The organism is Actinokineospora sp. UV203 (assembly GCF_056323665.1).
In genome coordinates, this window is sequence record NZ_CM150484.1 from 1,009,962 (window position 1) to 1,034,765 (window position 24,804).

Annotated in this window: 24 protein-coding genes and 2 pseudogenes; 10 read left to right on the forward strand and 16 right to left on the reverse strand. The window is 69.2% G+C overall.

Annotated features, from left to right (window positions below; genetic code table 11):
- Positions 1-124 precede the first annotated feature (124 nt).
- Positions 125-295, reverse strand: a complete 171-nt coding sequence (locus ACUZ2Y_RS04590; protein ID WP_476327208.1) for a hypothetical protein — start codon at positions 293-295, stop codon at positions 125-127.
- 148 nt (positions 296-443) lie between these two features.
- The gene (locus tag ACUZ2Y_RS04595) at positions 444-1,115 is read right to left on the reverse strand and encodes an IS3 family transposase (protein WP_476327210.1); all 672 of its coding nucleotides are present in this window, start codon (positions 1,113-1,115) and stop codon (positions 444-446) included.
- A gap of 171 nt (positions 1,116-1,286) precedes the next feature.
- On the opposite strand from ACUZ2Y_RS04595, the gene ACUZ2Y_RS04600 reads away from it, so the two are divergent.
- Positions 1,287-2,351: an NAD-dependent epimerase/dehydratase family protein gene (locus tag ACUZ2Y_RS04600; RefSeq protein ID WP_476327212.1), complete on the forward strand. Its 1,065-nt coding sequence runs from the start codon at positions 1,287-1,289 to the stop codon at positions 2,349-2,351.
- On the opposite strand, the gene ACUZ2Y_RS04605 is transcribed toward ACUZ2Y_RS04600, so the two are convergent.
- A complete protein-coding gene (locus ACUZ2Y_RS04605; RefSeq protein WP_476327214.1) occupies positions 2,338-3,696 on the reverse strand; it encodes a hypothetical protein in 1,359 nt (452 codons plus the stop codon). The genes ACUZ2Y_RS04600 and ACUZ2Y_RS04605 overlap by 14 nt on opposite strands.
- 160 nt (positions 3,697-3,856) lie before the next feature.
- On the opposite strand from ACUZ2Y_RS04605, the gene ACUZ2Y_RS04610 reads away from it, so the two are divergent.
- A complete protein-coding gene (locus ACUZ2Y_RS04610) occupies positions 3,857-4,513 on the forward strand; it encodes a glycosyltransferase family 2 protein (protein ID WP_476327217.1) in 657 nt (218 codons plus the stop codon).
- Positions 4,510-5,178, forward strand: a complete 669-nt coding sequence (locus ACUZ2Y_RS04615) for a TIGR04282 family arsenosugar biosynthesis glycosyltransferase (RefSeq protein WP_476327219.1) — start codon at positions 4,510-4,512, stop codon at positions 5,176-5,178. Before ACUZ2Y_RS04610 ends, ACUZ2Y_RS04615 begins: the two co-directional genes overlap by 4 nt.
- Positions 5,179-5,543: 365 nt before the next feature.
- Here ACUZ2Y_RS04615 and ACUZ2Y_RS04620 read toward each other — a convergent pair.
- Positions 5,544-5,972, reverse strand: a pseudogene (locus ACUZ2Y_RS04620) (acylphosphatase); the annotation flags it as partial.
- Between the two features lie 149 nt (positions 5,973-6,121).
- Between ACUZ2Y_RS04620 and ACUZ2Y_RS04625 the strand changes: the two are divergent.
- On the forward strand, positions 6,122-6,934 hold the full coding sequence (locus tag ACUZ2Y_RS04625; protein ID WP_476327221.1) for a CPBP family intramembrane glutamic endopeptidase: 813 nt from the start codon (positions 6,122-6,124) through the stop codon (positions 6,932-6,934).
- Between the two features lie 333 nt (positions 6,935-7,267).
- Here ACUZ2Y_RS04625 and ACUZ2Y_RS04630 read toward each other — a convergent pair whose 3' ends face one another.
- The 6 genes from ACUZ2Y_RS04630 to ACUZ2Y_RS04655 form a co-directional block, all read right to left on the reverse strand.
- Positions 7,268-8,263, reverse strand: a complete 996-nt coding sequence (locus tag ACUZ2Y_RS04630) for an Rv1681 family radical SAM protein (protein WP_476327223.1) — start codon at positions 8,261-8,263, stop codon at positions 7,268-7,270.
- A complete protein-coding gene (locus tag ACUZ2Y_RS04635; protein WP_476327225.1) occupies positions 8,257-9,069 on the reverse strand; it encodes an Rv1680 family SBP-like protein in 813 nt (270 codons plus the stop codon). Before ACUZ2Y_RS04635 ends, ACUZ2Y_RS04630 begins: the two co-directional genes overlap by 7 nt.
- Before the next feature lie 14 nt (positions 9,070-9,083).
- Positions 9,084-10,199, reverse strand: coding sequence for an Rv1679 family acyl-CoA dehydrogenase (fadE16, locus tag ACUZ2Y_RS04640; protein WP_476327227.1), 1,116 nt, complete (start codon positions 10,197-10,199; stop codon positions 9,084-9,086).
- Between the two features lie 112 nt (positions 10,200-10,311).
- On the reverse strand, positions 10,312-10,848 hold the full coding sequence (locus ACUZ2Y_RS04645; protein ID WP_476327229.1) for a hypothetical protein: 537 nt from the start codon (positions 10,846-10,848) through the stop codon (positions 10,312-10,314).
- Between the two features lie 390 nt (positions 10,849-11,238).
- Entirely contained in the window at positions 11,239-11,655 is a 417-nt protein-coding gene (locus ACUZ2Y_RS04650) for a hypothetical protein (RefSeq protein WP_476327231.1), read from the reverse strand.
- 9 nt (positions 11,656-11,664) lie between these two features.
- A complete protein-coding gene (locus ACUZ2Y_RS04655) occupies positions 11,665-11,841 on the reverse strand; it encodes a hypothetical protein (RefSeq protein WP_476327233.1) in 177 nt (58 codons plus the stop codon).
- Positions 11,842-12,140: 299 nt separating this feature from the next.
- On the opposite strand from ACUZ2Y_RS04655, the gene ACUZ2Y_RS04660 reads away from it, so the two are divergent.
- Positions 12,141-12,665 carry a hypothetical protein gene (locus ACUZ2Y_RS04660; RefSeq protein WP_476327235.1) on the forward strand — a complete coding sequence of 175 codons (525 nt, stop codon included), beginning with the start codon at positions 12,141-12,143 and terminating at the stop codon, positions 12,663-12,665.
- A gap of 12 nt (positions 12,666-12,677) precedes the next feature.
- Here ACUZ2Y_RS04660 and ACUZ2Y_RS04665 read toward each other — a convergent pair whose 3' ends face one another.
- The 3 genes and pseudogenes from ACUZ2Y_RS04665 to ACUZ2Y_RS04675 form a co-directional block, all read right to left on the reverse strand.
- On the reverse strand, positions 12,678-13,106 hold the full coding sequence (locus ACUZ2Y_RS04665) for a hypothetical protein (RefSeq protein ID WP_476332161.1): 429 nt from the start codon (positions 13,104-13,106) through the stop codon (positions 12,678-12,680).
- A 157-nt stretch (positions 13,107-13,263) separates the two neighbouring features.
- A pseudogene (locus tag ACUZ2Y_RS04670) lies at positions 13,264-13,452 on the reverse strand (ATP-binding cassette domain-containing protein); the annotation flags it as partial.
- 279 nt (positions 13,453-13,731) lie between these two features.
- Positions 13,732-14,262 (reverse strand): DUF6326 family protein, encoded by a 531-nt coding sequence (locus ACUZ2Y_RS04675; RefSeq protein ID WP_476327237.1) that lies wholly within the window; start codon positions 14,260-14,262, stop codon positions 13,732-13,734.
- Positions 14,263-14,385: 123 nt separating this feature from the next.
- Between ACUZ2Y_RS04675 and ACUZ2Y_RS04680 the strand changes: the two genes are divergently transcribed.
- Both ACUZ2Y_RS04680 and ACUZ2Y_RS04685 read left to right on the forward strand, forming a co-directional pair.
- The gene (locus ACUZ2Y_RS04680) at positions 14,386-15,528 is read left to right on the forward strand and encodes a sensor histidine kinase (protein ID WP_476327239.1); all 1,143 of its coding nucleotides are present in this window, start codon (positions 14,386-14,388) and stop codon (positions 15,526-15,528) included.
- Positions 15,525-16,181 (forward strand): response regulator, encoded by a 657-nt coding sequence (locus ACUZ2Y_RS04685; protein ID WP_476327241.1) that lies wholly within the window; start codon positions 15,525-15,527, stop codon positions 16,179-16,181. Before ACUZ2Y_RS04680 ends, ACUZ2Y_RS04685 begins: the two co-directional genes overlap by 4 nt.
- A 300-nt stretch (positions 16,182-16,481) precedes the next feature.
- Here ACUZ2Y_RS04685 and ACUZ2Y_RS04690 read toward each other — a convergent pair whose 3' ends face one another.
- On the reverse strand, positions 16,482-17,870 hold the full coding sequence (locus ACUZ2Y_RS04690) for an NF041680 family putative transposase (protein WP_476327242.1): 1,389 nt from the start codon (positions 17,868-17,870) through the stop codon (positions 16,482-16,484).
- Between the two features lie 989 nt (positions 17,871-18,859).
- On the opposite strand from ACUZ2Y_RS04690, the gene ACUZ2Y_RS04695 reads away from it, so the two are divergent.
- From ACUZ2Y_RS04695 to ACUZ2Y_RS04705, 3 genes are all read left to right on the forward strand, one after another.
- On the forward strand, positions 18,860-19,312 hold the full coding sequence (locus tag ACUZ2Y_RS04695; RefSeq protein ID WP_476327244.1) for a hypothetical protein: 453 nt from the start codon (positions 18,860-18,862) through the stop codon (positions 19,310-19,312).
- A complete protein-coding gene (locus tag ACUZ2Y_RS04700) occupies positions 19,309-22,092 on the forward strand; it encodes a M48 family metalloprotease (protein ID WP_476327247.1) in 2,784 nt (927 codons plus the stop codon). Before ACUZ2Y_RS04695 ends, ACUZ2Y_RS04700 begins: the two co-directional genes overlap by 4 nt.
- Positions 22,093-22,201: 109 nt before the next feature.
- Positions 22,202-22,363: an ATP-binding cassette domain-containing protein gene (locus ACUZ2Y_RS04705; protein ID WP_476331602.1), complete on the forward strand. Its 162-nt coding sequence runs from the start codon at positions 22,202-22,204 to the stop codon at positions 22,361-22,363.
- Between the two features lie 235 nt (positions 22,364-22,598).
- Here the strand turns inward: ACUZ2Y_RS04705 and ACUZ2Y_RS04710 are convergent, their stop codons facing one another.
- Positions 22,599-23,519 (reverse strand): ROK family protein, encoded by a 921-nt coding sequence (locus tag ACUZ2Y_RS04710; RefSeq protein ID WP_476327249.1) that lies wholly within the window; start codon positions 23,517-23,519, stop codon positions 22,599-22,601.
- A gap of 20 nt (positions 23,520-23,539) precedes the next feature.
- On the reverse strand, positions 23,540-24,781 hold the full coding sequence (locus ACUZ2Y_RS04715) for an ROK family transcriptional regulator (RefSeq protein WP_476327251.1): 1,242 nt from the start codon (positions 24,779-24,781) through the stop codon (positions 23,540-23,542).
- Positions 24,782-24,804: the final 23 nt, after the last annotated feature.

Here is a 24,804-nt window from a genome sequence, read left to right on the forward strand (position 1 = left end):
GTCGGTGAAACGCGGCACCGGGACAGTCTCGTTGGGGCCGGGTGCTGCGTCGGATGGCGGTCAGCGAGAGCACGCTCAGTGCGTGTGGTCGGCGTCGCCCTCGGGCAGCGCCGCGACGGCAGATTCACTCCTCGTCGTCCTCATCGGGCTCGGTTGCCGACGACTCCTCTTCCTCGTCGGTCCGCGAGTGCCTGCCGCTGCTATCCATGCACGTCTCACCAGGGTGGAGACTGGCGCGCAACTCGGCGATGGCGCTCCAGATTGCCGGGTAGTTCAACGTCCGGTCGATTACCATCTTGGCCCATCCGTCGGAGTTCAAACGCGCGCGCCGCCATAGTGCGGCCGAGTTGAGCGTTCCATTGAGCGGCGTGCACGTCTCTTCCCGATTCGGGTGAAACTCGACTACGCCACGAGCGACCCAGCGGCGGCGTCCACCCGTGACGTTATCCCGAATGGGCGAGTGTGGACCTACGGCAAAGCTCACAGCGCTGCGTGTCACGCGGGGCGACCGCGAGTACCGGGTCAACAGGGAACGAACCGTGATCGGACTGGCAGTGCTGGCCCTTGTCTGTACTCGCCATCATCTGGCTCGTCCGCTCCCTGACCGGATCGGAGTGGAATACCGAGTCATCGCTGGTCAGACCGCGCCCGGCGGCGAGAGTGATCGCGTCGCTGACGAGGTCGGCGCGCATGTGCTCGGCCATCGCGGGCCCGATGACCTCGCGGGTATGCAAGTCGATCACCGTGGCCAGGTAGAGCCAGCCTTCCTGCGTGGGCAGGTAGATGATGTCGCCGACGAGGCGCTCACCCGGCGCCTTGGCGGTGAAGCCGCGTCCGATGAGATCCGGTGCCGGGACGGCGGCGGTGTCGGGCTTGGTCAGTGATCTGCGTCGGCGCCTAGTGATGCCGACGATCTCACGCTCGTGCATGATCCGTTCGACCCGCTTGTGGTTGACCCGCTCACCTCTGCGGCCCAGTTCCACGGTGACTCGTGGGCTGCCGTAGGCGCCGCGATGGGTGGAGTGGCGCGTTCTTCGGCGCGAAGCACATAGGCGTCGCCGACCGCGGGGAGGAGGGCGCTGGGTTCGCGTGCCTGCCGTTGCGGCTCGAGGCATTGACGCAACCGTTTACATATCAGCGCTCACCGCGGACGCGGACGCGGTGGGTTCTCATTTCCTCTTCAGGCTGTGGACGTGCGCAGGCCAACCTCGGAAACATGTGATCCAGAGCTGGTCTCGAAGCGCCGCGTGGCAGCGGGGTGGGCGCGGGACGGTTACCGTTATGCGATGCGAGTATTGATCACTGGGGGCGCCGGTTTTATCGGTTCTCACATTGCCGACGCGCTGGTCGCCGAGGGTCATTCAGTGGTGTTGCTGGACGTCTTGCTTCCTCAAGCGCACGGCGGCGCCCAGTTTCCGTCGTGGGTGGACGGTCACGATGTGGTGTTGGGCGACGTCCGGGACCGTGCTGTGCTGGACCGGGTGTTGCCGGGTGTCGACGCCGTGTGTCATCAGGCGGCGATGGTGGGCCATGGGCTGGACCCGTCGGATGGGCCGGACTACGCGAGTGTGAACGACTACGGCACGGCTGTGCTGCTCGCCGCGATGCATGCTCATCGGCTGAACATGTTGGTGCTGGCCAGTTCCATGGTGGTCTACGGTGAGGGTGGCTACACCTGTTCGGAGCACGGCCGGGTGAATCCAGGGCCGCGACTGGCCGAGGATCTCGCCGCCGGCCGGTTCGATCCGGCGTGCCCCGTCTGTGGCCTGGAGTTGACACCTGGGACCGTGTCCGAGGACGCGCCGTTGGATCCGCGCAGCACGTACGCGGCGACGAAGGTCGCTCAGGAACATCTGGCGGGTGCTTGGGCTCGGCAGACGGGGGGTCGGGTGTGGGCCTTGCGTTACCACAACGTCTACGGTCCGCGGATGCCGCGAGACACGCCATACGCAGGCGTCGCATCGATCTTCCGCTCGGCGCTGGAGCGCGGGGACGCACCCGAGGTCATGGAGGACGGGCGGCAGCTGCGGGACTTTGTCAACGTCGCGGACGTGGCACGAGCCAACGTGCTGGCGCTGGCGACGCCCGCCCCGGCCGGCGCTCGCACCCCGATCAACGTGTGTTCGGGACAGCCACACACGGTCGGCGAGCTTGCCGCGACGCTCGCGGCCGCGATGGGCGGCCCGCGCCCCCGTGTGGTGGGTGGTGCGCGCCCGGGCGACGTGCGCCATGTCGTGGCTGATCCGAGTCTGGCCGCGCAGCGGCTCGGTTTCCGAGCGTCGGTGTCGTTCGCCGACGGCATGGACGAGTTCGCGCGGGCGCCGCTGAGGTCTTCGGCTACCAGACGGTGAGCAGAAGGTGGTTGACCGACAGCGCCAGCGCGGCTTGCCCCGCCAGCCAGCCCCGCCGCTGCGCGTGCGGCAGCAGTGCGCACGCCACGATCAGCCACACCGCGAACGGCAACCAGATCCGCTCGACTTCGGCTTTGCTCAGTCCGGATATGTCGGCGGCGATCACCGCGGCCAGGGCGGCGCCGACCAGCAGACCTGCCGCTGTGCCCAGAACCCGCGGACTCACTGCAAGGCGACGCAGACCCGCCACGGCGGCGGGTCCGATTACGAACAGGAACGCGGCCAGATTCGCCCACAGGAAATAGGAATAGGGTCGGTCGGCCGCGACACTGCCCGCGTAGAGGATCTTGGTCAGCTCGTAACCGGTGAACCACCAGAACCCACTGGCGGTGAACGCGGCGACCACCAGAACCGCGCCGAATGCGCTGAGAAGCACTGGCCGCCACCGCCGCGTCACCGCGATCACCGCCAGGGACAGCAATACACCCAGGGCTAGTCCGTAGGACAGATAGAGGCCGTAGCCCAGGACCATTCCGCCGCACACCGCACTGAGGTCCGCGCGCGCACCCTTCGCCATCGCGCCGATGGCCTGCAGGGCCACGCCCCAGGCCAGGACGGCCGCGAAGAGCCCGTCGGCTGACACGCCGACCCGCACCGCGCCGGGGAACAGCACCCCGAACGGCAGCACGGTCCGAGCGATGGCCTCGCAGCCTAGTGCTCGGAGCGTGGCGGCGACCGCGACGCACGCGGACGAGCCGACCAGGATGCACAACATGCTCGCGGCCGTGCCGCCGCCGAGACCGATCCGGTCCAGCCCCAGGAACACCAGGAAAGCTCCCGGCGGGTGCGCCCCGACATGGGTGGTCCAGGAATCGGGTTGGTCCGGAAGAACGCGGGTGGCGAATTCCCGGAGCATGTCCGGAATGTCGTCGACCAGCGGCACGTCGTTCAGGTACTCGTCGCGACTGGTCAATCGGCCGGCGATGCCCACGCGATAGCCGTCGACCAGTGCCAACGACGTGGTCCAAGCTGCCGACACGAGCCAGGCACCACCAAGCAGAACCGGCCACCGCGCACGCGCCGCGAACGACTGCCCGAACACCACCACGACCGTCGCGATGATCAACGCGAAGGCGGTCCCAGGGCCCAGGTGCGGCAGCCATTCGGTCAGTAACGGCGGAAACGGGAGAAAGATGTCGATCTCGTCGCGTTTCAACTGCCTGCCGGCCAGCGCGGCGGCAACCACCACCAACGTGGCGACCACAACAGCAATCAAGTCGAAGAATAGGTCCCGCTTGGCGGGTTCGGTGCTTCGGCCGGTTTCCGGTCGGGAAGCGGTACTCACCGTCCGGAATGGAAACTCTCTCGTAAGCTCCGCGCACGCCGTGGACTCTCGATTGAATTGAGCCACGAATGATCTCACCGCGACACGTCGGCCGCAACTTGAATCATCTTACGTGTGCCGTAAGAGAAACTTCAGTGCGATAGGCGTAGAAATGCTGGATATGAGCACTGTGGATGTCGTGCTGCCGTGCCTCAATGAGGCCGACGCGCTACCAGCGGTTCTTCGCGGTCTGCCATCGGGCTTCACCGCGCTGGTCGTGGACAACGGCTCCATCGACGGCACGGCGGACGTGGCGCGCGAGTGGGGCGCACGGGTGATCGACGAGCCGCGGCGTGGCTACGGTGCGGCGGTACACGCGGGGTTGCAGAACGCGACCAGTGACGTGGTCGCCGTGCTCGACGCCGACGGATCACTGGATCCGGCCGTGTTGCCCGACTTCGTCAAGTTGGTCACCGACGGCGGGTGTGATCTCGTCGTGGGTCGCCGAGTTTCGGTGGGCCGGTCCGTACAGCCCTGGCACGCGCGCGCAGGCAACGCGCTGCTCGCCGCACTGCTGCGCCGCCGAGGCGTGCCGGTGCACGACATCGCGCCGATCCGGGTCGGCAGACGCGATGCGCTGTTGTCCCTCGGGGTGACCGATCGAGCCTTCGGCTACCCGCTGGAGCTGTTGCTGCGGGCTGGAAAGAAGAACTGGATCCTGCGGGAAGTGGACGTCGAGTACCGCCCGCGCGCGGCTGGAAAGTCCAAAGTGTCCGGTTCGTTGCGTGGAACCCTGCGCGCGGTGCGTGACATGGCGATAGTGGTGATCCGCACATGAGCGTGCCCACGGTGTTGCTGGTGCTGGCCAAGGCGCCGCACCCGGGCCGGGTGAAGACCCGGCTGTGCCCGCCCGCCACACCCGAGCAGGCGGCTCGTATGGCAGCCGCCGCACTGCTGGACACCCTGTCGGCCGTGCGCGCCGCGCCGAGTTTTGCGCCCGTGATCGCGCTGAGCGGCGACCTTACCGGTGCGACCCGGGAACATGAGATCCGCGAAGCGGTCCGGGACCTGCCAGTCATCGCCCAACGGGGCGGGTCCCTAGGTGAGCGGATCGCCGCCGCCCACGCCGACGCGGCCGCGCTGCTGCCGGGAAGTCCGATCCTGCAGATCGGCATGGACACACCGCAGATCTCCACCGAACTCCTCGATTCCTGCCGCGTGAGTTTGACCCGCCCCGACACTGACGCACTGCTCGGGTTCGCCACCGATGGCGGCTGGTGGATACTCGGGTTGCGCGATCCACTTGCCGCCCAGGTGATCACCGCCGTGCCGACCTCCCGACCCGACACCGGACGTCGCACCGCGTTCGCCCTGCGCCGTCACGGGTTGAGGGTGGCCACCGCGCCGGTGCTGTCCGATGTGGACGTAATGGCCGATGCGCGACAGGTGGCGGCCGACGCGCCCGCGACCCGGTTCGCCTTCGCGGTGCGGGAGTTGCTGTGAGCCAGGGGGACGCGAGAACCGACGTATTTGTCCGCGAACCTCGCCACGGCGCCTTCGACACGGCGTTGAGCGGCGCCGCCGGCCAACTGGAACTCAACGACGGCAGGCGAGTGCCGCTGCACCCACACCGCCGGCACCATCGCGACGACGAGGGCGACCAGTGGCTCCTCGACCAATGCCACGGTCCGACCATCGATCTGGGCTGCGGACCGGGACGACTGATCGAGGCGCTGCACGCCCGCGGAATCCCGGCGCTCGGAGTCGATATGTCCCGCCACGAGGCAGTCCGCGCAGGTCGCACTGTCCGCCGAAACCAGCGTCCGCGCCGCGCCGCCCGCCGGGCTGGGCAGGATCGTGAACCCGCCCGCGCCTGCGGGCACCACCTCTTCGGCCCGGACGTCCTCGATCACCGCCAGCGGCGGTGCCTGCGACCGCACCAGGTCCAGGAACTCGCCCACGGCCCGCGCACCCCCCTCGACCTCGGCGAACACCCCCTCCGCGTCGTTACCCACGTGTCCCGCCAGACCGAGCCCGCGGGCCAGTCCGTGGACAAAGGGCCGAAAGCCGACGCCCTGCATCACGCCGGTGACCCGCACAGCCATTCGGACCTGTCGCTCCACTCGATCAGTGTCCGCCCGCCACGCCGCGGGTCGAGCCGAGCGCACGGCGGGCTCGGTGCACCTGCCGACGGGGTCGTGACTTTGGAATCGTGCCTGCCGGGGTTCCGCTCGGACACCACGGTTAGTCACTCTGTGTGGGCACCTTTCGTGGCCAGGGCCCCGCCCTCCAGCCATGAAAAGGATCTTCTCAATGGTGTGTGCCCTGGTTCCTCTGGGTGGTGATCTTGCGGCCGGGCCCGCCGTCGGAGGTCTGTCCAGCGACAATGATGTGGGAACGCCTGGTTCGTTGCTCGTCGCGGGCGGTGATACGGGAAAGGACGGCCATGGGCGGTACCTCGGTGCGGCGGGTGCGGCTCGCCGCAGCCACGGCGGTTGTGGCGGTCCTGGTGTTCGGGCTGGTCACGACGGTCGGTCGGAACCCGGTGTCGTTGAGCGCCGCAGTCGTGGTCTTGGTCGCGCTCACCGCGGCGGGTGTTGTCAGTGGCGACCCGGACGTGATTCGGGTGGTCGTGCTCATCGACGGGGTGTTCGCCGCGACCGTGGTGGATGTATTCGGATTCTGGCCGCTTCCCGCGCTCGTCGCCGCCATCGTCGCCTACCTCATCGGCCGGGCTGTACCCCAGCTGCGCTGGCGCCCTGGCTGGTTGGCTGCCTGGCGCAAGGACCAGCCCGCAGGGCGCCTGGGCCGATGGCTCGCGACCGCGGTCGCTCTTGGCGTGCTCGCAGGCGCGGTGGCCTGGCTGAGTGTCGCCTCAAGACCGATGCCGCCGCAGGTCCTGCGGCTGGCCCCGGACACCGCTGTGTGGGCTTTCGCGGCCCTCGGCCTTGGCTACGCCGTCGTCAACGCCGCCGTCGAGGAGACCCTGTACCGCGGGATGTTCCTGGCCACCTTGACCGACCGCATCAGAGTGATACCCGCCCTGGCCGTGCAGGCCGCCTCGTTCGGCCTGCTGCACACTGTCCTGCTCGCCCAGCTGACGTGGAGCCCATGGGTCGTACTCGCCGTCGCGGCGGCCACGTGCTGGGGCGCGACACTAGGTGTGTTGCGTCTGGGCACCGGCGGCATCGCAGCCCCCGCCCTTGCCCACCTGAGCGCACTGAGCACCCTCATCGGCCTGACCCTGCTCAACCGCTGACCTGTTGGTGGGTGTGCCACCCACTCGACACTGTCGGCCCGGCGGTCCCGGTCAGCCCCCGGCCGCCGTCGCCGGGGTTGATCCCCGCCAGAGGGCGAAGACCGCAGCGGGACCGGTGAGATCATGAACTGATCCGGTGCGTTCATGCGCGCGATCTCAGCACCACGCCGAGCGGCCGGGCTGCGACGACACCAGCGCCCGGCTCAGACACCGCGGAAAACTCAACCGCGGCGCGTCATCCGGAGCCGTCGATGTCGAGGTGTGGGATTCTCACCGCACCGACGTGGAATTCCTCGAGCCGTGCCCCGAGAGCACCTTTCGCAGCACCGTGGGCTAGGCGCAGGGGAACCATTGGGCAGCCATCGTGGCGCGTGCCCGGTGGTCGGCGAACCGCTTGCGGATCTCGGTGATGGCCTCGGCCAGGGGGAACAGGTCGCGGGTGACGAGCTGATCGGTGTGGTCGGCGCCGACGGGGTGCCAGTAGACGCCCTCGGCGGTGACGGTCACTTCCGGGATGAGTGTCTCGACGGTGAGTTCGACGCCTTCTTCGGCGGCGCCGCGGTGGGCGAGGGTGCGGATGACCTGGTCGTGACGGTCGATGCCGAGGGTGTCGAGGAAGTCGTGCAACGGCGCCAGCCGGTGGGTGTGGTCCGGCGACAGGGTGGCCGCGACGCGCACGCGGAATCCTTCCCCGTGGGCGGTGCGGATTCCGGCGACGGCGCGTTCCCAGGTGCCGCGGCCGCGGTGCTCGTCGTGCAGGGCGGGGGTGGCGGAGTCAAGGCTGATCTGCAGGGCGAGCCGGGTGCGGTCCATGGCCCGCAGTCGGTCGAGGCGGGCACCTCGCAACAGCATGCCGTTGGTGAGCAGTGTGGTGGGCAGCCATCGGGTGCAGGCATTGGCCAGTTCGTCGATGTCGGGCAGGAGGAAGGGCTCACCGCCGGTGAGGAGCAGTTCGCTCACCCCTGCTTCGGCCGCTTCGGCGGCCAGGCGGTGGACGCGGTCGATGCCCAGTGCCCGCCGCGGTGTGCGCGGGGATGAGCGAGCGCAGCAGTAGTCGCAGGCGAGGTTGCAGTCGAAGTTGGTGTAGAGCCAGACCCGGGCTCCGGGCACCTGCTCGACCGCGATCTCCGCCAGGACGTCCACTGACGGTCCACATCGGATTGTCGCCGTGTCCTCGTGCAGCTCGAGGAGTTCGTGGCCCGCGTGGGCGCACCATGCCTTGACGGTGTCCGGCGAGTCGTCCGCGTCGAGCGCGATCGTGACCATGGCGCCTCGGGGCGCGGCGCGGGTGCGCTCAAGGAGGTCGAGGATCAGGCGGTGGTTCACCATCGGAGCGGGATTTCCTGCTCCCGCACCGCGTCCAGGAGTGAGTCGTAGCCGTCCAGTTCCGGGAGCACCCACTGTCGCAGGCCCTCCATCTGCAGGATGGGCCGGTGGTCGGGGTTGTCCCAGTCCATGGCGAGCAGCTGCTCGACCCATGCTGTGGTGCGGTCCTCGGGTGTTGCGGCGAGAGCGGTGAAGTTGCAATGACAGTAGGTGGGTGAGGTCCAGAACGCCTCGAACGCGCCCGGCATCAGCTCGTCACGGCCGATCGCGTCCCAGGTGTTGATGCCGATCGCCGCGGCGTCGGCCCGCTCGTCGAGGACGGCGCGCAGCGCGTCGAGTTCACTGCGGCCGGTGTCGCCGTGTTTGCCGACATCGCTGTTGCTCCGGACGAACTCGACCGAGTCGGGGTCCACACCGGCGCGGGCCAGGAAGTGCACGGGCAGGATCGCCGCTTGGGCGGAGTCCTTGGAACCCAGCGCCAGCCGCCTGCCGCGCAGGTCGCCGGGACCTCGCAAGGTGCTGCCGGTGCGCGCGACGAACACCGTCTGGAACACCGTGTCGGTGTCGCGCATCGCCAGCGGCCGGCACGCCCCGCCGGTCTGTGCCTGGGTGCGCAGCCAGGCGAGGTTGGTGTTCCAGGCGATGTCGATCGTGCCGTCGATCAACGCGTCGACCTGACGCCCATAGTTGGAGAACAGGACGAAGTCCATCTCCGCGGGCCCTTCGGCGAAGTAGTCGCGCATCCCCTCCCAGATGGTCACCACGTTGGGCGTGTAGGCAACCGCGCCGACGATCAATGGCTTGTCCACTGAGGCTCCTTTGATCAGAACACCGGCAGTCCGGTGATGGCCTTGCCGTAGAAGTCGTAGAGCACGTCGGCGGTCGGCGCCATCACGTGGCCCGCGCGGGCGTCGCGGAAGTACCGATCGACCTGCAGGTGCTCGGAGAACGCGGCCCCGCCACACACCCGCATCGCGGCATCGGTGATGCGCAGCGCGGCGTCGTTGGCGGCAGCCTTGACGCCAAGGACGTGCAACATGGTGTCCTCGGCCGGTTCGGCCAGCCTGCCGGCCGCCTGGGTCAGATATGCCTGGGTGCAGGCCAGTTCGATCGACATCCTGGCCAGTTGGGCGCGGATGGTGGGCAACGCGGACAGGCTCTCGTCCAGATGCTCGAGCCGGGCGGCGCCCGCGTGCCGCACGGCCGCGTCCACCGCGGCCCGCGACAATCCGACTGAGACCGCCGCGTTGCCGAGGTTGAACCACGGCATCACCGTCTGCAGCATCAGTTCGAACCCGCCGCCGGGCGGGCCGAGCCGGTGGCTCTCGGGAACCATGACGTCGAGCTTCATCGGCGCGGAAGCGTTGCCCCGCAAGCCCAACCCGTGCCACGACCCGGCGACGTCGACGCCATCGGTGTCTGCGGGGATCGCATACAGGTCGACGCCCTCGACGCCCGCCGCGAGTGTGGAGGCCACATACATCTCGGCGTGCCCGGCCGAGGTCACCCAGCTTTTAGCCGCCCGCAACCGGATCCCGGCGCCATTTCGCTGCGCCTGCGACACCGGGGCCCAGAAGTGTGAACGGGACCCCGCCTCGGACAGGGCCAACGACGCCAGCATGCGGCCGCTTGCCAAGTCCGACAGCAGATCCGGCAATCCCGGCGGGGGTGCCGCGGCGACGGGCATCGCCGCGCTGACGTGCATCAGGTAGATCATCGCGGTCGAGCCGCACACCCCGGCCAGCGACCCGACCGCTTCCACCAGTTCGTGCGGGCCGCCGCCCAGCCCCTCGACGTCGGCGGGCAGTGTGAGGCCGAGCAGACCGGACTCCCGCAGCGCGGCGACGGCCTCGTCGGGGAAGCGGGCGTCCGCGTCGACCTCGCTGGCCGACTTCGCGGCGATGGCCAGGACCGGATCGAGGCGTGTGTTCAGATCCACTGGTTCGATGTCCTTTCTGGTGAGCGGACGATCTCCCTGATGTTCCTTGTGACCAAGGCCATCGAATCGCCGTACGCGGACCCTCGCAAGAGGAGAGTCGCCCGCCGGCGGGTCAGAACGGCCAGCGCCACCCGAAGCGGGGTGCGAGCTTGCGGTCCTGCCCGAACCAGCGACCGCTCGGCACTATGGCCAGCACAAGCAGTGGGAGCAACTCGACCGGGTACTCCCAGAAGTAAAGGTTGCTGTCGAGCAACATGACCCAGATCGGGCCGATGAGGAGCAGTCCGATCGTGGCACCGAGCCGGGCAGCGACCCCGAGGATCAACGACAGGCCTGCCGTGATCTCGGCGATGGTCAGGAACCACTGGAAGAATCCCCAGTTGGCCAGAACGAAGTCTTGATAGATCCACCGCAGCGGCTGGAACGTGTCGTCGGACGCGCCTTCCAGGATCGACCTGGCCGCGGGCTGGTTGATGAGGTTGAACGACAGGAAGCCCCAGTCGAAGTTGCTGTCCTGGTTGAAGAACACCTTGGTCAACCCGTTGCTGAGCCAGACCGCGCCGAACAGGACGCGCAGCACGGCGAACCCGCCGCCAAGCACCCGGGGGGACACGATCTCGCGATCGACCCGCTCAGTGACACCCTCCATCGCGGCCACCTCTGCTTCCATTCGCGAACAGGCGCACGCCGGAGGATCGGCTCGCGGACTCGCCCACGGCTCACTACGCCGAGCCGGGTAGAAGCCTCCTGGCAGCGCTCCCGATGTAGTTCAATGATGCTCCCGGGGCGACATAGCCGCCTGCCGTGGATGCTTACCGTCCCCTTACGTCCAATTGCGGTCCCGATGGGGTGCGCCCACCGGGACCGCGCCGTCACCGGGGCTGGTGAGACGCTCCTTGATCGGTGGGTCGCCCCGGGCACACGCGAAAGAAGAGTCGGACCGCGGATTAACCCGATCCAGGTCGATCGCCGAGGTTCGACGGCCCAACGCTCACTGCGCGTATCGATCAGCTGGCATTCGCACCTCTGCCCAAGGAAGTCACGCACGGTGGCGCAGCAAGGCCGCGTAGATCGTCAGGCCGGGTCCGAATGCCATCACCACCACGGGATCCTTGTCGGGACGCGTCGAGCGCGTCGGGGAGCAGGTCGAGGCGCTCGACCGCGGTGTCGAGGATCCGGGGACCACTCCGGGTTGCTCAAGCTCGTCCAAAAACTGTCCGGCCGCTGGACCGCCGGGGTGCACTGCCCATGCCGCGACGTCAGTCATGGCCAGGCCGTTGCGATCGAGCAAATCTGCCACTGTGGGCCGGAGGTGCTCGGCGAGCACCGCGGGGACCTTGGGGACCTTGGGGACCTTGGGCGAGAGAGTCATGCGGAACCCGTGGTCGGTGATGTCCCACCTCATGTAGTCGCTCGTGGAAGTACTGGTGAACGCCGCGATGTCGACCAGTTCCAACCCCGGCCCCTACGGCATCGCCACGACCGCCGCGGCGGCGTCGCCGAACAGGGCGTGGGTGACGAATTGTTGCGGGTCGGTGGTCGTGGGCCGCAGGTGCAGCGATGGCAGCTCCAGGCACAGCAGCACCGCGGGCTTGCCGCGCGCGGTCACGTAGTCGCCCACCGCGCTCAGGCCCGGCAGCACACTCGGGGGTCGAAGTCGCCATTCCGGGCCGTCATCGCGGTCGCCGTCCTCGACGTCGTACTTCTGACCACCAGCCAGTGAGGGCAGCCGACCCCGCGGCCCGCATAAGCCGCGGCAGGAGCGAGTGATCGAGCCGTGACGGGTGGGAAACCGGAGCGGATCCGAACGCGCCGGCCAGTGATCCGATAGCAGCCTGTGGTCTGGTCGACGACCTTGCGAAGTTCTTACCGCACAAGCGAAAGTCACCATCTGAGCGTCGCTCGCGAGTTCACTGGAGTCATACCTACCAGGAGGCGCTGATGGCCGTTCACGTGGCGATACCGGGTTGGCCGATGACGGTGCTGAGAAAAGTGTCCGCCGACTCGCCCTTGTCGGAGTCCCCGGTCGCCCGGGGGGAGCGGATTCTGTCCGGCACCGCCGAGCTGGGCCTGATCGCGACCCTGCGAGCGCTGTATCACCGCGACACTGGCCGCGGCCCTTGGGCGCGGACCGGGTGGGAGGAAGTGGATCGCGTGCTGTGGCGGCCCGATACCGGTGTGCTCACATTGAGGCACCTCAGCGGGCGGGTCGTCACGTGCTCGCCCCGGCCACCGGGCGACGGCATCGCGGCGATCGCCCGTGACCTTGTGGCGGCCGCTGTTCTGGCGACCGTGCGGGTGCCGATCGGGACCGGCGGAGCGCGGATCACAGCTCGGCGCGCACACGGGTCGGACAGTCTGGTGTGGATGGTCCACTTGAGCCCGGACCTGCCTGCCGCCGACCCCGCTGTGGGCGTGCTGGTGGATGAGGCTATCCGTGCGATCCGGGCGGACTTGGGCCTGTGACCGGTCCAGCGGTCAGTCGGTCACTGTGTCGCGCACTGTTCGACGCCGGGAGACGAGCAGGGCGGCGGCGGCGAGGGTCGAGACCGCTTCGGCTATCGCGCTGATGGTCTTGTCGCTATACCAGTCGGGTTCGTACATGTTCGGAAACGGGCCGATCGCTCCGAGGTCGACGTACACCGACGCCACGACCGCAGCCAGCGACGCCACGGCCACAACCAGGGCCAGCGCCGTCACTACTCGGCGGGTGGTGACAAGGACAAGAACCGCGGCGAGAGCGGCAACCGAGGCCTGAACCCGGAACAGGGTGCCCTGACTGATATCGGCCACGTTGCCGTAATAGGCCGCGGCAAGGGCGAAATGAATGTAGGAACTCACGGCCAGCCCGGCCGCGGCCTGCTGGAGCGGGCGACGCTGCCGCAGTGGTCGGCGCATCACCAGCAACCGGTTCGATCACCTCTGGAACCGCGACAGCCAACGTCTCCCGTGGATCGCCACACGAGGCATCTCCATTTTGCCGACGACGTTTGGCTGACCTACTGCCCTCGCTGTCATGGACCGGATAACCCCACCCGCTCGCCACGCACTGAACCGGCGATGCACGCCCGCACCGCAATAGACTGCCTCGAGTCGGCGCGGGTCGCCCGAAACGTCGGCCAATGGTCGTGGACTTGCCGGCACCGTTGGGACCGAGGAACCCGGTGACGGTGCCGGGCGCGATGGTGAAGCTGAGGGTGTGCACGGCGGTCTTGTCGCCGTAGCGCTTGGTGAGCTGGTGTGCCTGGATCATGACCGGGGACCTCCTGGGTGTTCGGTGGGGACTGGCGGACCTGATACGTCGGCTCGTCGTGGCGGGTGTCAATGACGCGGACGACGACGTTGCCGCGCTTGGGGTCGGTGTCGACGATGCGGTAGGCCTGTGTGCGCATCCGATGACCTGACCTGCCGGTAGGGGCCTTGGAAAGCCCCTACGCGACGCCCCAGTGGTAGTTGGTGTCCCACCGCCAGGAGGCCCACACCGCGGCACCGAGGCAGATGGCTCCGAACAGGACGGGGACTGCTCTTGGGTTCACGCTTGCTGCTGGGCGCGAACGGTTTCACGGTCCGGGCTGGTCGCCACGGTCGCCGAAGGTGCGGTGCGGGGCCAGGTCCAGGCGTACCGCACGATGAGGGCGAGAACGATCAATTCCAGTACGACACCAAGGCCGTAGAAATACAGCCAGAACCCGCCCGCCACGTTGAATGCCGTGACGGGGACGTAGAGCGAGGCCACGATGAGGTTCGTGATGCGGTTCACCCGGGCGGGCAGCGTCATCGACAGCACGACCATGAAGATCGGGATGGCCATGAGGGTCAGCGCCGTGGTCGAAAAGGCCTGAGAGAGATCGAACTCGAAGACCCGGCCGTCGAGGATGTCTTCGACGATGCCGGGCGTGAAGAAGCCGAGAATGTCCACGTAGGCGTACAGGAACATGAAGCTTGTCCACGCTGCGGCGAGCTTGGCTCTCACCGGGATCCGCTGGTCTTCCAGTGTGGTGGTGGTGGGTTGACGTGTTCTCATCATGGGCTCCGTTGTTGTGGTGAGGATCGGTAGGTCCACGATCGCTGAGCCCGGCGGCGGGCACATCGGCGTCGAGGCCGGACCCGCCTCGTTCGGTGGGAGGAGCGGTGTCTCGTTCTTTCGGTCGGTCCCCGACGCCTCGGCGGTCTCTAGACTTGGTGTGTGATCACCACCGCCCTGCGCTCGCTGTGGGCCGAGCCCCGCGCCACGGACGTTCCCGAACGGGTGTGGCGCGACTGGGTGCTGGTCGGGGTGTTGATGGTGACGGCGCTGCTCGAGGGAGCGTTTCGGTCGGACGTCACCTGGCGGCCGTTCGTGACGATCGTGGCGGTCGGACTTGCGCCGGTGCTGCTGTGGCGGCGTACCCGGCCGTTGGCCTGCGTCGTGGTGGGCTTCGGCACCGGCATGGCGTTGGGACTGGCGAGCCTGCTGGGCGGGGTCCCGGGCGTGGGCCTGAACACGATGATCTACATCCTGGTGCTCGTCTACGCGCTGGTCCGCTGGGGCTCAGGGCGCGAGATCGTGATCGGGCTGGCGGTGGTGGCGGTCGCTGCGGTATTCAGCATTGCGACCGACTACACCGGGCCGACCGAGCTCTTCGGCGGGTTCGCCGTCCTGGCGGCGGCGGCGGCGGGCGGAGCGGCGTTCCGCTACCGCGCAGAGAGCCGGCGCCGGGCTCTGGACCAGATCCGCAGCCAGGAGCGGGTCGGCCTCGCGCGCGAGCTGCACGACATTGTCGCCCACCACGTCTCGGCGATCGCTGTGCAGGCGCAGGCGGGCCGGGCGATGGCCGGGCAGCGACCTGAAGCGGCGCTCGAGGCGCTGGCGGTCATCGAAGGGGAAGCGTCGCGGACGCTCGCGGAGATGCGGGCGATGGTCCGGGTGCTGCGCGACGGAGCGCCGGCGGAGTACGCCCCCCAGCCCGGCGTTGCCGACCTGGTGTCCCTCGCCCGCCGCGACCCGGTCCCGGTCGTCGACGTGGAGTTGCCAGATGACCTGGACGAACTTCCGCTCCAGGTCGACGCGGCGGTCTACCGGCTGGCGCAAGAGGCGCTGACCAACGCCCTGCGGCACGCGCGCAACGCCTCGCGCGTGGAGATCCGGGTCGTCGAGGGTGGAGGAAGGCTGCGGTTACGAGTGACCGACGACGGACAGATCGACCCTGCACGGTCGGTGAGCCACGGCTTCGGGCTGCTGGGGATGACCGAGCGCGTGCAGCTGCTCGGCGGCACGCTGCGTGCCGGGCCGGCGCCTGGGGGCGGGTGGGCGGTCGACGCCGAGCTGCCGACGGAGGTACGCCGATGACGGTGCGAGTGCTCGTGGCCGACGACCATGATCTGGTGCGTACCGGCCTGTCGATGATCCTTGACGCCCAGCCTGGCATCGAGGTCGTCGGCCAGGCCGCCGACGGCCACGCCGCGGTCGAGCTGGCCCGTCGGCTCCGCCCTGACGTGTGCCTGGTCGACATCCGGATGCCCGGGCTCGACGGCATCGAGGTGACCGAGCTCCTCGCAGGGCGGGGCGTCCCGGACCCGATCGCGGTAGTGGTGATCACGACATTCGACCTCGACGAGTACGTCCACGGCGCGCTCCGGGCCGGCGCCCGAGGCTTTCTGCTCAAGGACGCCGGGCCGGAGCTGCTCGTCCAGGCCGTCCATGCCGCCGCCGTCGGCGATGCCCTGATCGCGCCGAACATCACCCGGCGGCTGCTAGCCACCCTCGCCGCCAGGGAACCATCGAGCCGACGGACCCAACCGATCGAGCCGCTCACCGCACGCGAGGAGGAGGTGCTGACGCTGGTCGCCCGTGGCCGCACGAACGCCGAGATCGCCGCCGAGCTATTCATCGGCTTGACGACCGCCAAGACCCACGTCGCCAGCCTGCTGACCAAAATCGGCGCCCGGAACAGGGTCGAGATCGCGATGTGGGCGTACGACACCGGCCGGGTGGGGGACTGAACCGAACCTGACGTGCATGCACGACGACCGGTTCCCGGCCGGGTGGCTGCAGGGCGGCGGCCTGCGCTTGACAGTCGTCCTTGGTGGGGTCGCCGTAGCATCGGCCGAAATACGGCGGATATCGCGGCCCGGATCCACAAACGCCAGATCAGCGGGCATCAGCGTGAAGAACCGGAACAACTCATCCCGGCCGATGTCCGGGAAGCCCCGCAGACGCTCCAACTCCTCGTCCGCGAACAGCTGGTTCGCCACCGGCACCCCCCCACCAGGAAACCCTGGTCAGAAGCCTTAGCTTGTTGTTTAACCCTTGGTGTCCGTTTTGGTGGTTTTGCCGGGGTTGTGTTGGGGGGCTCGGTGGGCGTTTCGTGATCCTTTGGGACGTCCGGGGCCGGGCCGGGAGGGTTTCGGTGCGGTGGCGGGCAGGCCGGTTGCCGGTCGGATGGCGCGAAATGCTCGCCGGACGCGGGCTGGGGTCAACCGGCCGGGTGTGACGGGTTTTCTTTCCCATGGGCGCCGCTGGTCTTCCACGAGGTGACGGGCCGGCCGGAGTTGGGTGTGGGCGGCGATGATCAGCCAGGTCCATCGATCGGCCGCTTCGGGTGAACGGATACGAGGTGTGGTCCAGCCCAGGGTTTGCTTGAGGAACCGGAAGGTGTGCTCCAGATCGAAGCGACGCAGGAACATTTGCCAGAGTCGATCGACCTGTGCGGCGGGGGTCGCGGTGTCGGAGAACCACAGCCACAACGGTTTCGGTGTGCCCGTGCCGGGTAGTCGATCGACCTGCAGGCGGATCACCGTGCCTTCCGTGATCGGCAGCCGGCCCTCATGGGCGGCCCAGGCGCCGGTGCGGGTCAGCTTGGGGTGCAGCCGATCCCACGAGCGGGCCTGCGCGTCGCCGTAGCGGGTGGTCGGGGTCGTCGTGGTGTGTGCCGGACTCGGCCAGGTCTGCGGGTCCTTGAACACGAACCGGGCCCCGTGATGTGCACTGCGGCCGCGCGTGCCCGGGGATCGGGGTGGCGCGGGGAAGGCCATCACCCGGTCCGATCGCAGTCGCACCAACACCTGGACCGGGAGATCGGCCAGCAGGAACGCCAACCGGGAACCGTCGTAGCCGCTGTCACCGACGATCCAGATCTCGGGGTCGCCCTCACACCAGTGCCCAGCGGCGATCAGAGCGTGCACCACCGTGCGCAGTTGGGTGGCGGCCAGATCGGTGTGGTCGTCATCGGGGCGCACTCGCGCGATGTCGAGCACCGCCGTCCACGATGTTCGGCCCGATTCCAACGCCGCCACGAACGAATAGGGCCACCCAGGGATCATCTGAGCGTAGGTGTGGCAGAACAGCCGGTCCGGGCTGGTGTTCGCGTCGGGGCGTAGCCAGTTGCTCACGTCGATGGCCAGCACGATGCGACCGTCGCCGCAGCGGGGAATCGACTGACGGGCAACAAGATTACGGAATCGGCCGATGTCGATCCGGCCGGAGTTCAGGCCGTCGTACAGGCTGCCGTGGCCGCGTCGGTGTTCGGTCGCCAGCGACAACTCGACCAGTGAGGTGATCGGCCCGTCGGCACACAGCACAGCGTCGGTCAGCTCGAACAACGCGTCCGCCCGCACAGTGAGGCACTGATGGAACTCCTCGCGGAACCCGGACAAGTCCCCGAGTGCGCCGGTCGTACCGCCATCATGCACACTGATCACCGAAGCCCTTGGTTTGATCTTCCAACTGTCGCAAGAAGGAATGATCAACCAAGGGCTTCATCCATGATCAACCGGGGCGCCCGTCGCCGACACGGACCTTAAACAACAAGCTAAGAGGGCATCTGATCTACGTTTGGGTGGCTTTGTTCGATTCGCGTAGGTCGTTTCGCCAGGTTTGGGTGGATTCGCCGGTCAGAGATCGGCTCATTATGTTAGTCATCGCCCAGTGGGCCATCGCGCGCGAACGCTGGGGCAACGCGTCGTAGTCGCGCACCAGGCGACGGTGCTGCATCAGCCATCCCAGCGTGCGCTCCACCACCCAGCGACGCGGCAGCACGTGAAACCCTTTGACAGTAGGACGTTTGACGACGTCGACCCGGATTCCGGCCCGTGCGCCGTGCCGGACGACGCCTTCGAAATGTTGCGCGGTGCCCCATTTGGTCGGGGTGTGGCGCTGGTGTACCCATGGCGGCACCGGTACCCGGGCCGTTCGTGCACCCAGTGGGCTTCCATCCGCCGCTGGCGCACCCCGCACACCACCAACCCGGCCAACGCGTACTCCCGTGTCGCACCATCCTGAGACAACCTAGCTGCCCGCATCCGCTGGACCGCGACGAACGTGGACTCCTCGACCACCCAAGACCACACGACGGCCTGGGTCCGTACCCCAGCAGTAGACGCCCGGAATCCAGCGGTGGGGGTGCCCGTCGGCCGTCGACGAGACCGGCTCGAACGTCCCGGAACGCGGTCGGCCGCGACGAGAGGGCGGGCAACGGGCACCGCGCGTCCTCAGACGGGTGAAGTGGGACTGCTAGTGGTCGGCTTCGCCCTTCCCGCGGGTCGTGCTTAATCATCGTGCTGCGCGCCGAGGCACAACGATCCAGTGGTCACACCCGCCCACGGGCCGTAACGAGTCGATCTTTCTCCGCGACTACCAGGCGAACGGTCGTGAGCCGCGGAACTGATGATCGGATGTTGGAATGACGGAGATGGCACGCCCGACCGCGGGTGTGACGATCGGCTTGGCTGATCTGGCCCGAGAAGTGGTGGCGGCGGCCGCTCCGGACCAGTTGGGTTTCCTGGAGCAGGTCACGGCCGCGCGGCCCAGGCGATGGGCGTGGCTGGGTGGGACGGTGGGGTCGGGCACGGACCCGAATGTGCTCGCTACCGTGATCTATCCGCTGCTGACCGGCACTGTCGCCCAGATCGCGGGCGCGGCGGCGTTCGCCGGGCTGCAACGCAGGCGCTGGTGGCGCAGGCGGGCGATCCCGCCGACGGTCCTGATCACGTTGACCGCCGGGCAGGTGGACGCGGCGCACGGGGCTTGTGTGCGGCACGGGGTGACGCTGGGGTTGAACGAGGCCGAGGCGACGATGCTGGCCGACGCGGTCCAGGCGGTTCTGCTGCGCGGGCGTGCGCAGGACGGGACGTGAGTCGGGCACCGTCGCCTGACCGGTTGTGGTGGGTCTATCTCCTGACCGCGGTGGCTCTGGCCACGAGCGGCTCCGGCGCGGCGCAGGCGCTGTTCGTGACGCTCGACCTCGGTGATTACGCCACCGTGCAGACCTGCCTGTCTCGCAATGGGCTCTCCCTGGGCGGGGGAATCGACCCGCAAACCGATGCGCCCGCATACGCCGCCTGCACCGGGGAGTACAACGACGCCCTGGGCAGGGTGACACTCATCGGGGCGGCCGCACTTCCGGCTATGGCGCTGCTGCTGATGGTCATCGGCGGCCTGTGGGCTCGGTGGTGGCTGCGCCCGCGGCGGGTCGCGGAGGTCCCCGCCGCGGGCGCAGCCGCCCTGGGCAGGCGTTTCGCCGAGCTGTGTGCGAGCCAGGGAGTGGGCGGGCGACCGCGGCTCGTCGTGGCCCCACCCGCGACCGGTGTCCGTCAGGCGTTCACCACCGGCTTGCCCGGCGCGCGGCCGTGGGTCGTGGTGCCGCAGGCGTACGTCCACGCGGCGCCCGCGGCGTTCGACGCGGTGGCCACCCATGAGATCGGGCACGTCCGGGCCCGCGACGTGCAGTGGGCCTCGGCGGTCTGGTGGGCGGGGTGGCTGGTGGCCCCGGTGCTGCTCATCGCCTTGGCTCCGGTGCTGACCCGACCGTCGGTGCTGCTCACGTTCTACGGTGAGGGGTTGGCGGTCTCGGTGTTCTCCGCCGTCGGGCTGTTGGCCACCCGGGCCGCGCTGCTGCGCCGCCGCGAACTCGGCGCCGATCGCCACCTCGTGCGGGCGATGGGTGATCCGCGAGCCGTGCACGCGTTGATCACCGGTCCGGTGAAGCCGCCGAAAACGCGCCTGGGCCGGGTGTTTGCCACCCACCCCACGGCCGCCGAGCGCCTGGAGGTGGGTGAACACGACGAGGACGCCGACTGGGACGGCGGGCCGGTCTTCACCGCCGCCGTCGGGGTCGTGGCGATGTTGGCCTTCCACGCCGTCTACGCGGCGTTGGGCAAGCTTCTCGGCGTGGTCGAGCCCTATCCCATGCTGTCGGTCAGCGTGGCTTTGCTTGTCGCGGCGGCGCTCTGGGCGGCGGTAGTCGTGCCCGCGTGGACTCGCCGTGCGGCCCGGCCCGGCAACCGGTGGACGTGGCCGGTCGTCGGCGCGGTCGTCGGCCTGGTCGGCGGGTACTGCCTGGAGGCGCCGGGGGCGATCTCCACCATCGTCGCGATCTACTCCGGGCACCTATGGCTGCTCATCGGCCCCCTCCTGGTCGCCGCGTTCGCCGTCGCGGTGCTCACCGCCGCCGTGGCGACCGCTCTCGCCGAGCCAGCCGCCGGAGCGGTGACCGACCGGCTGAGCAGGATCGGCGGGATCTCGGCCGTGGCCATCGTGCTGGTGGTGACGTGGCGGGCGGTCATCTCCTCGACCACCACCTACCTGATCATCAAGGACAGCGCCGCGGTCCGGGGCGCCCTCGGGGGCCTGGGCAGCGACGAAGCCGTGAAATTCGTCCCGGCCGCGATCCTGGTCGCACTCGGGCTGGCGGTAGCGCGTTCCAAACGGTTGCGCCCCGGCCGGTGGACCCTGGCGGTCGTGGTGGTCACCGGCCTGATCGGCGGTGGCGCGGCGACGGCGAGCCGGCTGCTCCAGCCGCACGACAACCTGCCCGACGCTACCGCGTACCTGATGGTCTACCAGCGCTGGTGGATCTGCGCGCTCGCCGGTCTCGCCGCAACCGTCGCCGTGCAGATCGGGGCGCGTGAGCGCACAGCGTTGGCGAGCACACCGCTCGCAGTCGCCTCCGGCCTCACCGCCACGGCCCTCGCGGGCGTGATCACACGCGTGGCCACCCGGCTCGCCGGATACGGCGCAAACGCCGACATCTACCTGAACTCGTTGCAGCTACCCGGATGGCTGCTGCTCCTCACCCTCGTCGCGACCTCACCCATCCTGGGCCTCGCCGTGCGCCTGATGGGCGACCGCGGTCCAGGATTCAGGGTCGCTCTCGCCGCCACGGCGACGGTCGTGCTCGCCGTCGCCCTGCTCAGCGGGCTCCTGTCCGCGGTGACCGTGTCCGAACACGACCAGCAGACGTCCCTGGCCGCCACCGGCAGGCCCTCGACTCCCCCGCCCACGCCGCCCCACAACCACCGCGACCACGGCCGCCCACTCGACCAGTCCGAAGTAGACAGCGCGCTGGACGCGGTGACCACGGCCCTTCCGGAGGGCGCGGAGCCTATTGAGGACAGTCCGGTGCAGCCCCTCACCCTCACGCCAGCTTCCTGCGACACGATCAGCAAGCGCAACCGCGATGCCGACCTGGCCCAATCGCACACGGCCGATCAAACCCGCGTTTTCGAGTTCGAGGCGGAGGGCCTGCTGCTCCGTGCGATCGTCAAGATTCAGGTCACGTCCTTGGTCACCCCGCAACCCGACCTGTCGCCGCTGGACGAGGAAGTCGACGCCTGCGCCCACTTCCGCAGCCCCGACGCGTTCTATGACGGCGGCGAACTCGACAACACCGCCGCGATGGCAGCAGTCCCGGAGCGGCCCTACCCGTCGCGCAGGCTGAACATCTCCCTCTCGGGGCGTCGGCACGGGACGCTGATCGTCATCATCGACAACCAATACATCGCCGCGGTCGGACACAACGTCATAGACGCGAGCGTGACGTGGACCTACGTGCACTCGCCACCTCCTGCGGCCACCATCGAACTCTTGGACCGCGTGCTGGTCACGGCCGTGGACAACGTCATCGCCGCTCTCTAACCCAAGAACGGTGCCGAGATAGTGTCCGCACGAGCAGCGCGACAACTCCCTGAACTCCTGCAGGCATACGTCCAAGCCCAGTCAGCGCTGCCGCTGTTCGCGGTGTCGACTGCACGTCGAGGCGGGTGAGGTGTTCGGGCCCAACGGCGCGGGGAAGACCACCACCATCAAGATGCTGATCACGCTGCTGATCCCCAGCGGCGGTGTGGCCCGTGTCCTGGGGCACGACGTGGTCGCCGAGGCGCGGGCGGTTCGGCGGAAGGTCGGGTAGGGTCTTCGGTGGTGACCGGGGGCTCTACGAACGACTGTCCGGTTGGACAACCTGCGCTACTTCGCCCAGTTGTACGACGTTCCACCGAACGTGAGTGTCTGGATCAGCGCCGTGTCCCGCGCAGTGGCTCGCCCATGAACGCGGGCCGGTCCGGTCCAGGCCTGGCGCGAGGTCGACGAGAGCGCGGGCCGGGACCTGATGGTCGCCGGTGAGTGGCGGGTGTAGCGCACTGACGTCACGGGACCAAGCTGCTCGACGTGGCGTCGAGGAGAGCGGTGCGGGCGGCGCCGAGCAGGCCGCCGTGTCGGCCGAGTTCGGACGGGTGGACGGTCACCCGCCGCACGAAGGCCAGGGTGGCGGTGCGGGCGATGTGTCGGCGCAGCGGGTCGAACAGCACCGGGCCCGCGGCGGCCACCCCGCCGCCGATCACGACCCGGTCGACGTCGCACAGGGTCGCGGTGTCGACGATGCCGCGGGCCAGTGCCTGGGTTCCCCGGTCGAACGCGGCCAAGGCGACCGCGTCGCCCGCCGCGGCGTCGGCCGCGAGCGCTCGGGCGTCGGGCCCGGTCCAGCCGTTGCCGCGGGCCCATCGGACCATCGACGGGCCGCTCGCGTAGGCCTCGACGCACCCGGTCGCACCGCAGCCGCAAGGCGGACCTGCCGGGTCGACGACCACGTGTCCGATGTGGCCGGCGTTCCCGCTGGGGCCGGGGTACGCCGTGCCGTCGAGCACGAGGCCGCCGCCGACGCCGGTGGACACCACAATGCCGAGCATCGACGCCGCGCCGCGTCCGGCGCCCAGCCAGTGCTCCCCCACCGCGGCCGCGATGGCGTCGCCGACCAGGCTCACGGCGACACCGGGCACGATGACGCTTACCCGCTCCACCAAAGGAAAGTCCCGCCATGACCGGATGTTCACCGGACTCACCGTGCCGCGCGCGGGGTCCACCGGCCCGGCGCAGGCCAGCCCGACGGCACTGGGCGTCGCGCCGTCCGCCACCGAGGTGATCGCCCCGAGCAGCGCGGCGCCGAGGTCGGGTTCGGTGCGCGGCGTGGCGACCTCGGTGTGCCGGTGCACGCGCCCCGCCGCGTCGACCAGGCCCGCGCTGATCTTGGTGCCCCCGACGTCCACCGCGAGCACGACTTCCTGGTCCATCGAGGTCCTTCCCGTTGGGATCACTCGGAAAGCAGCGCCGACAGCTGCGGTGAGTAGGTGGTGTGGAGGACGAGCGCCGCCGCCCCCACGACGGCGGCGTCCGCGCCGAGTGGGGAGAGCGCGACGTCGACCACCCGGATGCGCCGGGACATCACCCTGGTGGCCACCGCGGCGGCGACGGCGTCGACAAAGAGCTTCTCCACGTGCCGGATTCCGTGTCCCCCCAACACGATGAGGTCGACGTCGGTGATGTTCATGATGCTGACCGCGACGGACGCGACGTGTTGCGCGGCCTCTTCGAACACCGCGGTGGCGAGCGGATCGCCCGCCGCGGCGGCGTCGCGGATCGCGGCCGGGTCGACCGAGGCCGGATCGCTCGCGAACGGCGCCGACAGCACGCTCCCGCTCGGGTCCGCGCTGAGCCGACGGTGTGTCTCGGCGACGATCGCCGCTGTGCCGACCAGGGTCTCCAGGCAGCCTCGGTTGCCGCAGTAGCACTCGGGACCGTCCGGCAGCACGGACGTGTGCCCAAACTCCGCGGCGTTGAATGAGCCTCCCCGATACACCTGGTGGTTGAGGATCAGCCCGCCGCCGATGCCGGTGCCGAAGAAGAAGTACGCGAGATTCCGGACGCCGCGCCCCGCGCCGGACCACCGTTCCCCGACCGCGGCGGCGGTGGCGTCGTTGTCCAGGGTCACGGCCAAGCCGGTGGCCTCGCCCAGCAGCTGCTTGAGCGGCACCCGGGTCCAGTGCGCGAGCTGGGGCGGCGCGACGATCATGCCGAGTTCCTGGTCGATCGGCCCGGGGCTGGCCAGGCCGAGCCCGAGCACCCGGTCGCGGGGCACGTCCGCTTCGGCGAGCACGTCGGCGACCAGGTCCGCCATGGCCGCGACGACCTCCGCCGGGACCGCGCCCGGCGGCGTCGGGATCCGCTTGGTGACCAGCGCTCGCCCGAGCAGGTCGACCACGACGCAGGTGAGCTCGACCGGGTCGAAGTGGAGTCCGACCGCGCTGCCCGCGTCGGCGTTGATCCGGAGCGTGATGCGCGGTTTCCCCGCGCTGTTGACCCGGCTGGCGCCGTCCTCGCGCACGATGCCCTCGTCCAGCAGCCGACGGACGATCCCGGAGACGGACTGCGGGGTGAGGCCGGTGTGCTCGGCGATCTCCGAGCGGCTCACGCCGTCCGCGCGCTGGATCTCCTCCAGCACGACGGCCCGGTTGTAGCGCCCCACCTTGGGGAGATTCGTGCCTGCTTGACGCACCGAAGATCCTCTCTGCTCGATGC

Bases quoted from the DNA above. Each gene is read 5' to 3' on its own strand.
- ACUZ2Y_RS04660 (WP_476327235.1), top strand. From the start codon at position 12,141: ATGGCCGTTCACGTGGCGATACCGGGTTGGCCGATGACGGTGCTGAGA.
- ACUZ2Y_RS04610 (WP_476327217.1), top strand. From the start codon at position 3,857: ATGAGCACTGTGGATGTCGTGCTGCCGTGCCTCAATGAGGCCGACGCG.
- ACUZ2Y_RS04710 (WP_476327249.1), bottom strand. From the start codon at position 23,519: ATGGACCAGGAAGTCGTGCTCGCGGTGGACGTCGGGGGCACCAAGATC.
- ACUZ2Y_RS04590 (WP_476327208.1), bottom strand. From the start codon at position 295: ATGGTAATCGACCGGACGTTGAACTACCCGGCAATCTGGAGCGCCATC.
- ACUZ2Y_RS04645 (WP_476327229.1), bottom strand. From the start codon at position 10,848: ATGGAGGGTGTCACTGAGCGGGTCGATCGCGAGATCGTGTCCCCCCGG.
- ACUZ2Y_RS04685 (WP_476327241.1), top strand. From the start codon at position 15,525: ATGACGGTGCGAGTGCTCGTGGCCGACGACCATGATCTGGTGCGTACC.
- ACUZ2Y_RS04600 (WP_476327212.1), top strand. From the start codon at position 1,287: ATGCGAGTATTGATCACTGGGGGCGCCGGTTTTATCGGTTCTCACATT.
- ACUZ2Y_RS04595 (WP_476327210.1), bottom strand. From the start codon at position 1,115: ATGCCTCGAGCCGCAACGGCAGGCACGCGAACCCAGCGCCCTCCTCCC.
- ACUZ2Y_RS04625 (WP_476327221.1), top strand. From the start codon at position 6,122: ATGGGCGGTACCTCGGTGCGGCGGGTGCGGCTCGCCGCAGCCACGGCG.
- ACUZ2Y_RS04695 (WP_476327244.1), top strand. From the start codon at position 18,860: ATGACGGAGATGGCACGCCCGACCGCGGGTGTGACGATCGGCTTGGCT.
- ACUZ2Y_RS04615 (WP_476327219.1), top strand. From the start codon at position 4,510: ATGAGCGTGCCCACGGTGTTGCTGGTGCTGGCCAAGGCGCCGCACCCG.
- ACUZ2Y_RS04630 (WP_476327223.1), bottom strand. From the start codon at position 8,263: ATGGTGAACCACCGCCTGATCCTCGACCTCCTTGAGCGCACCCGCGCC.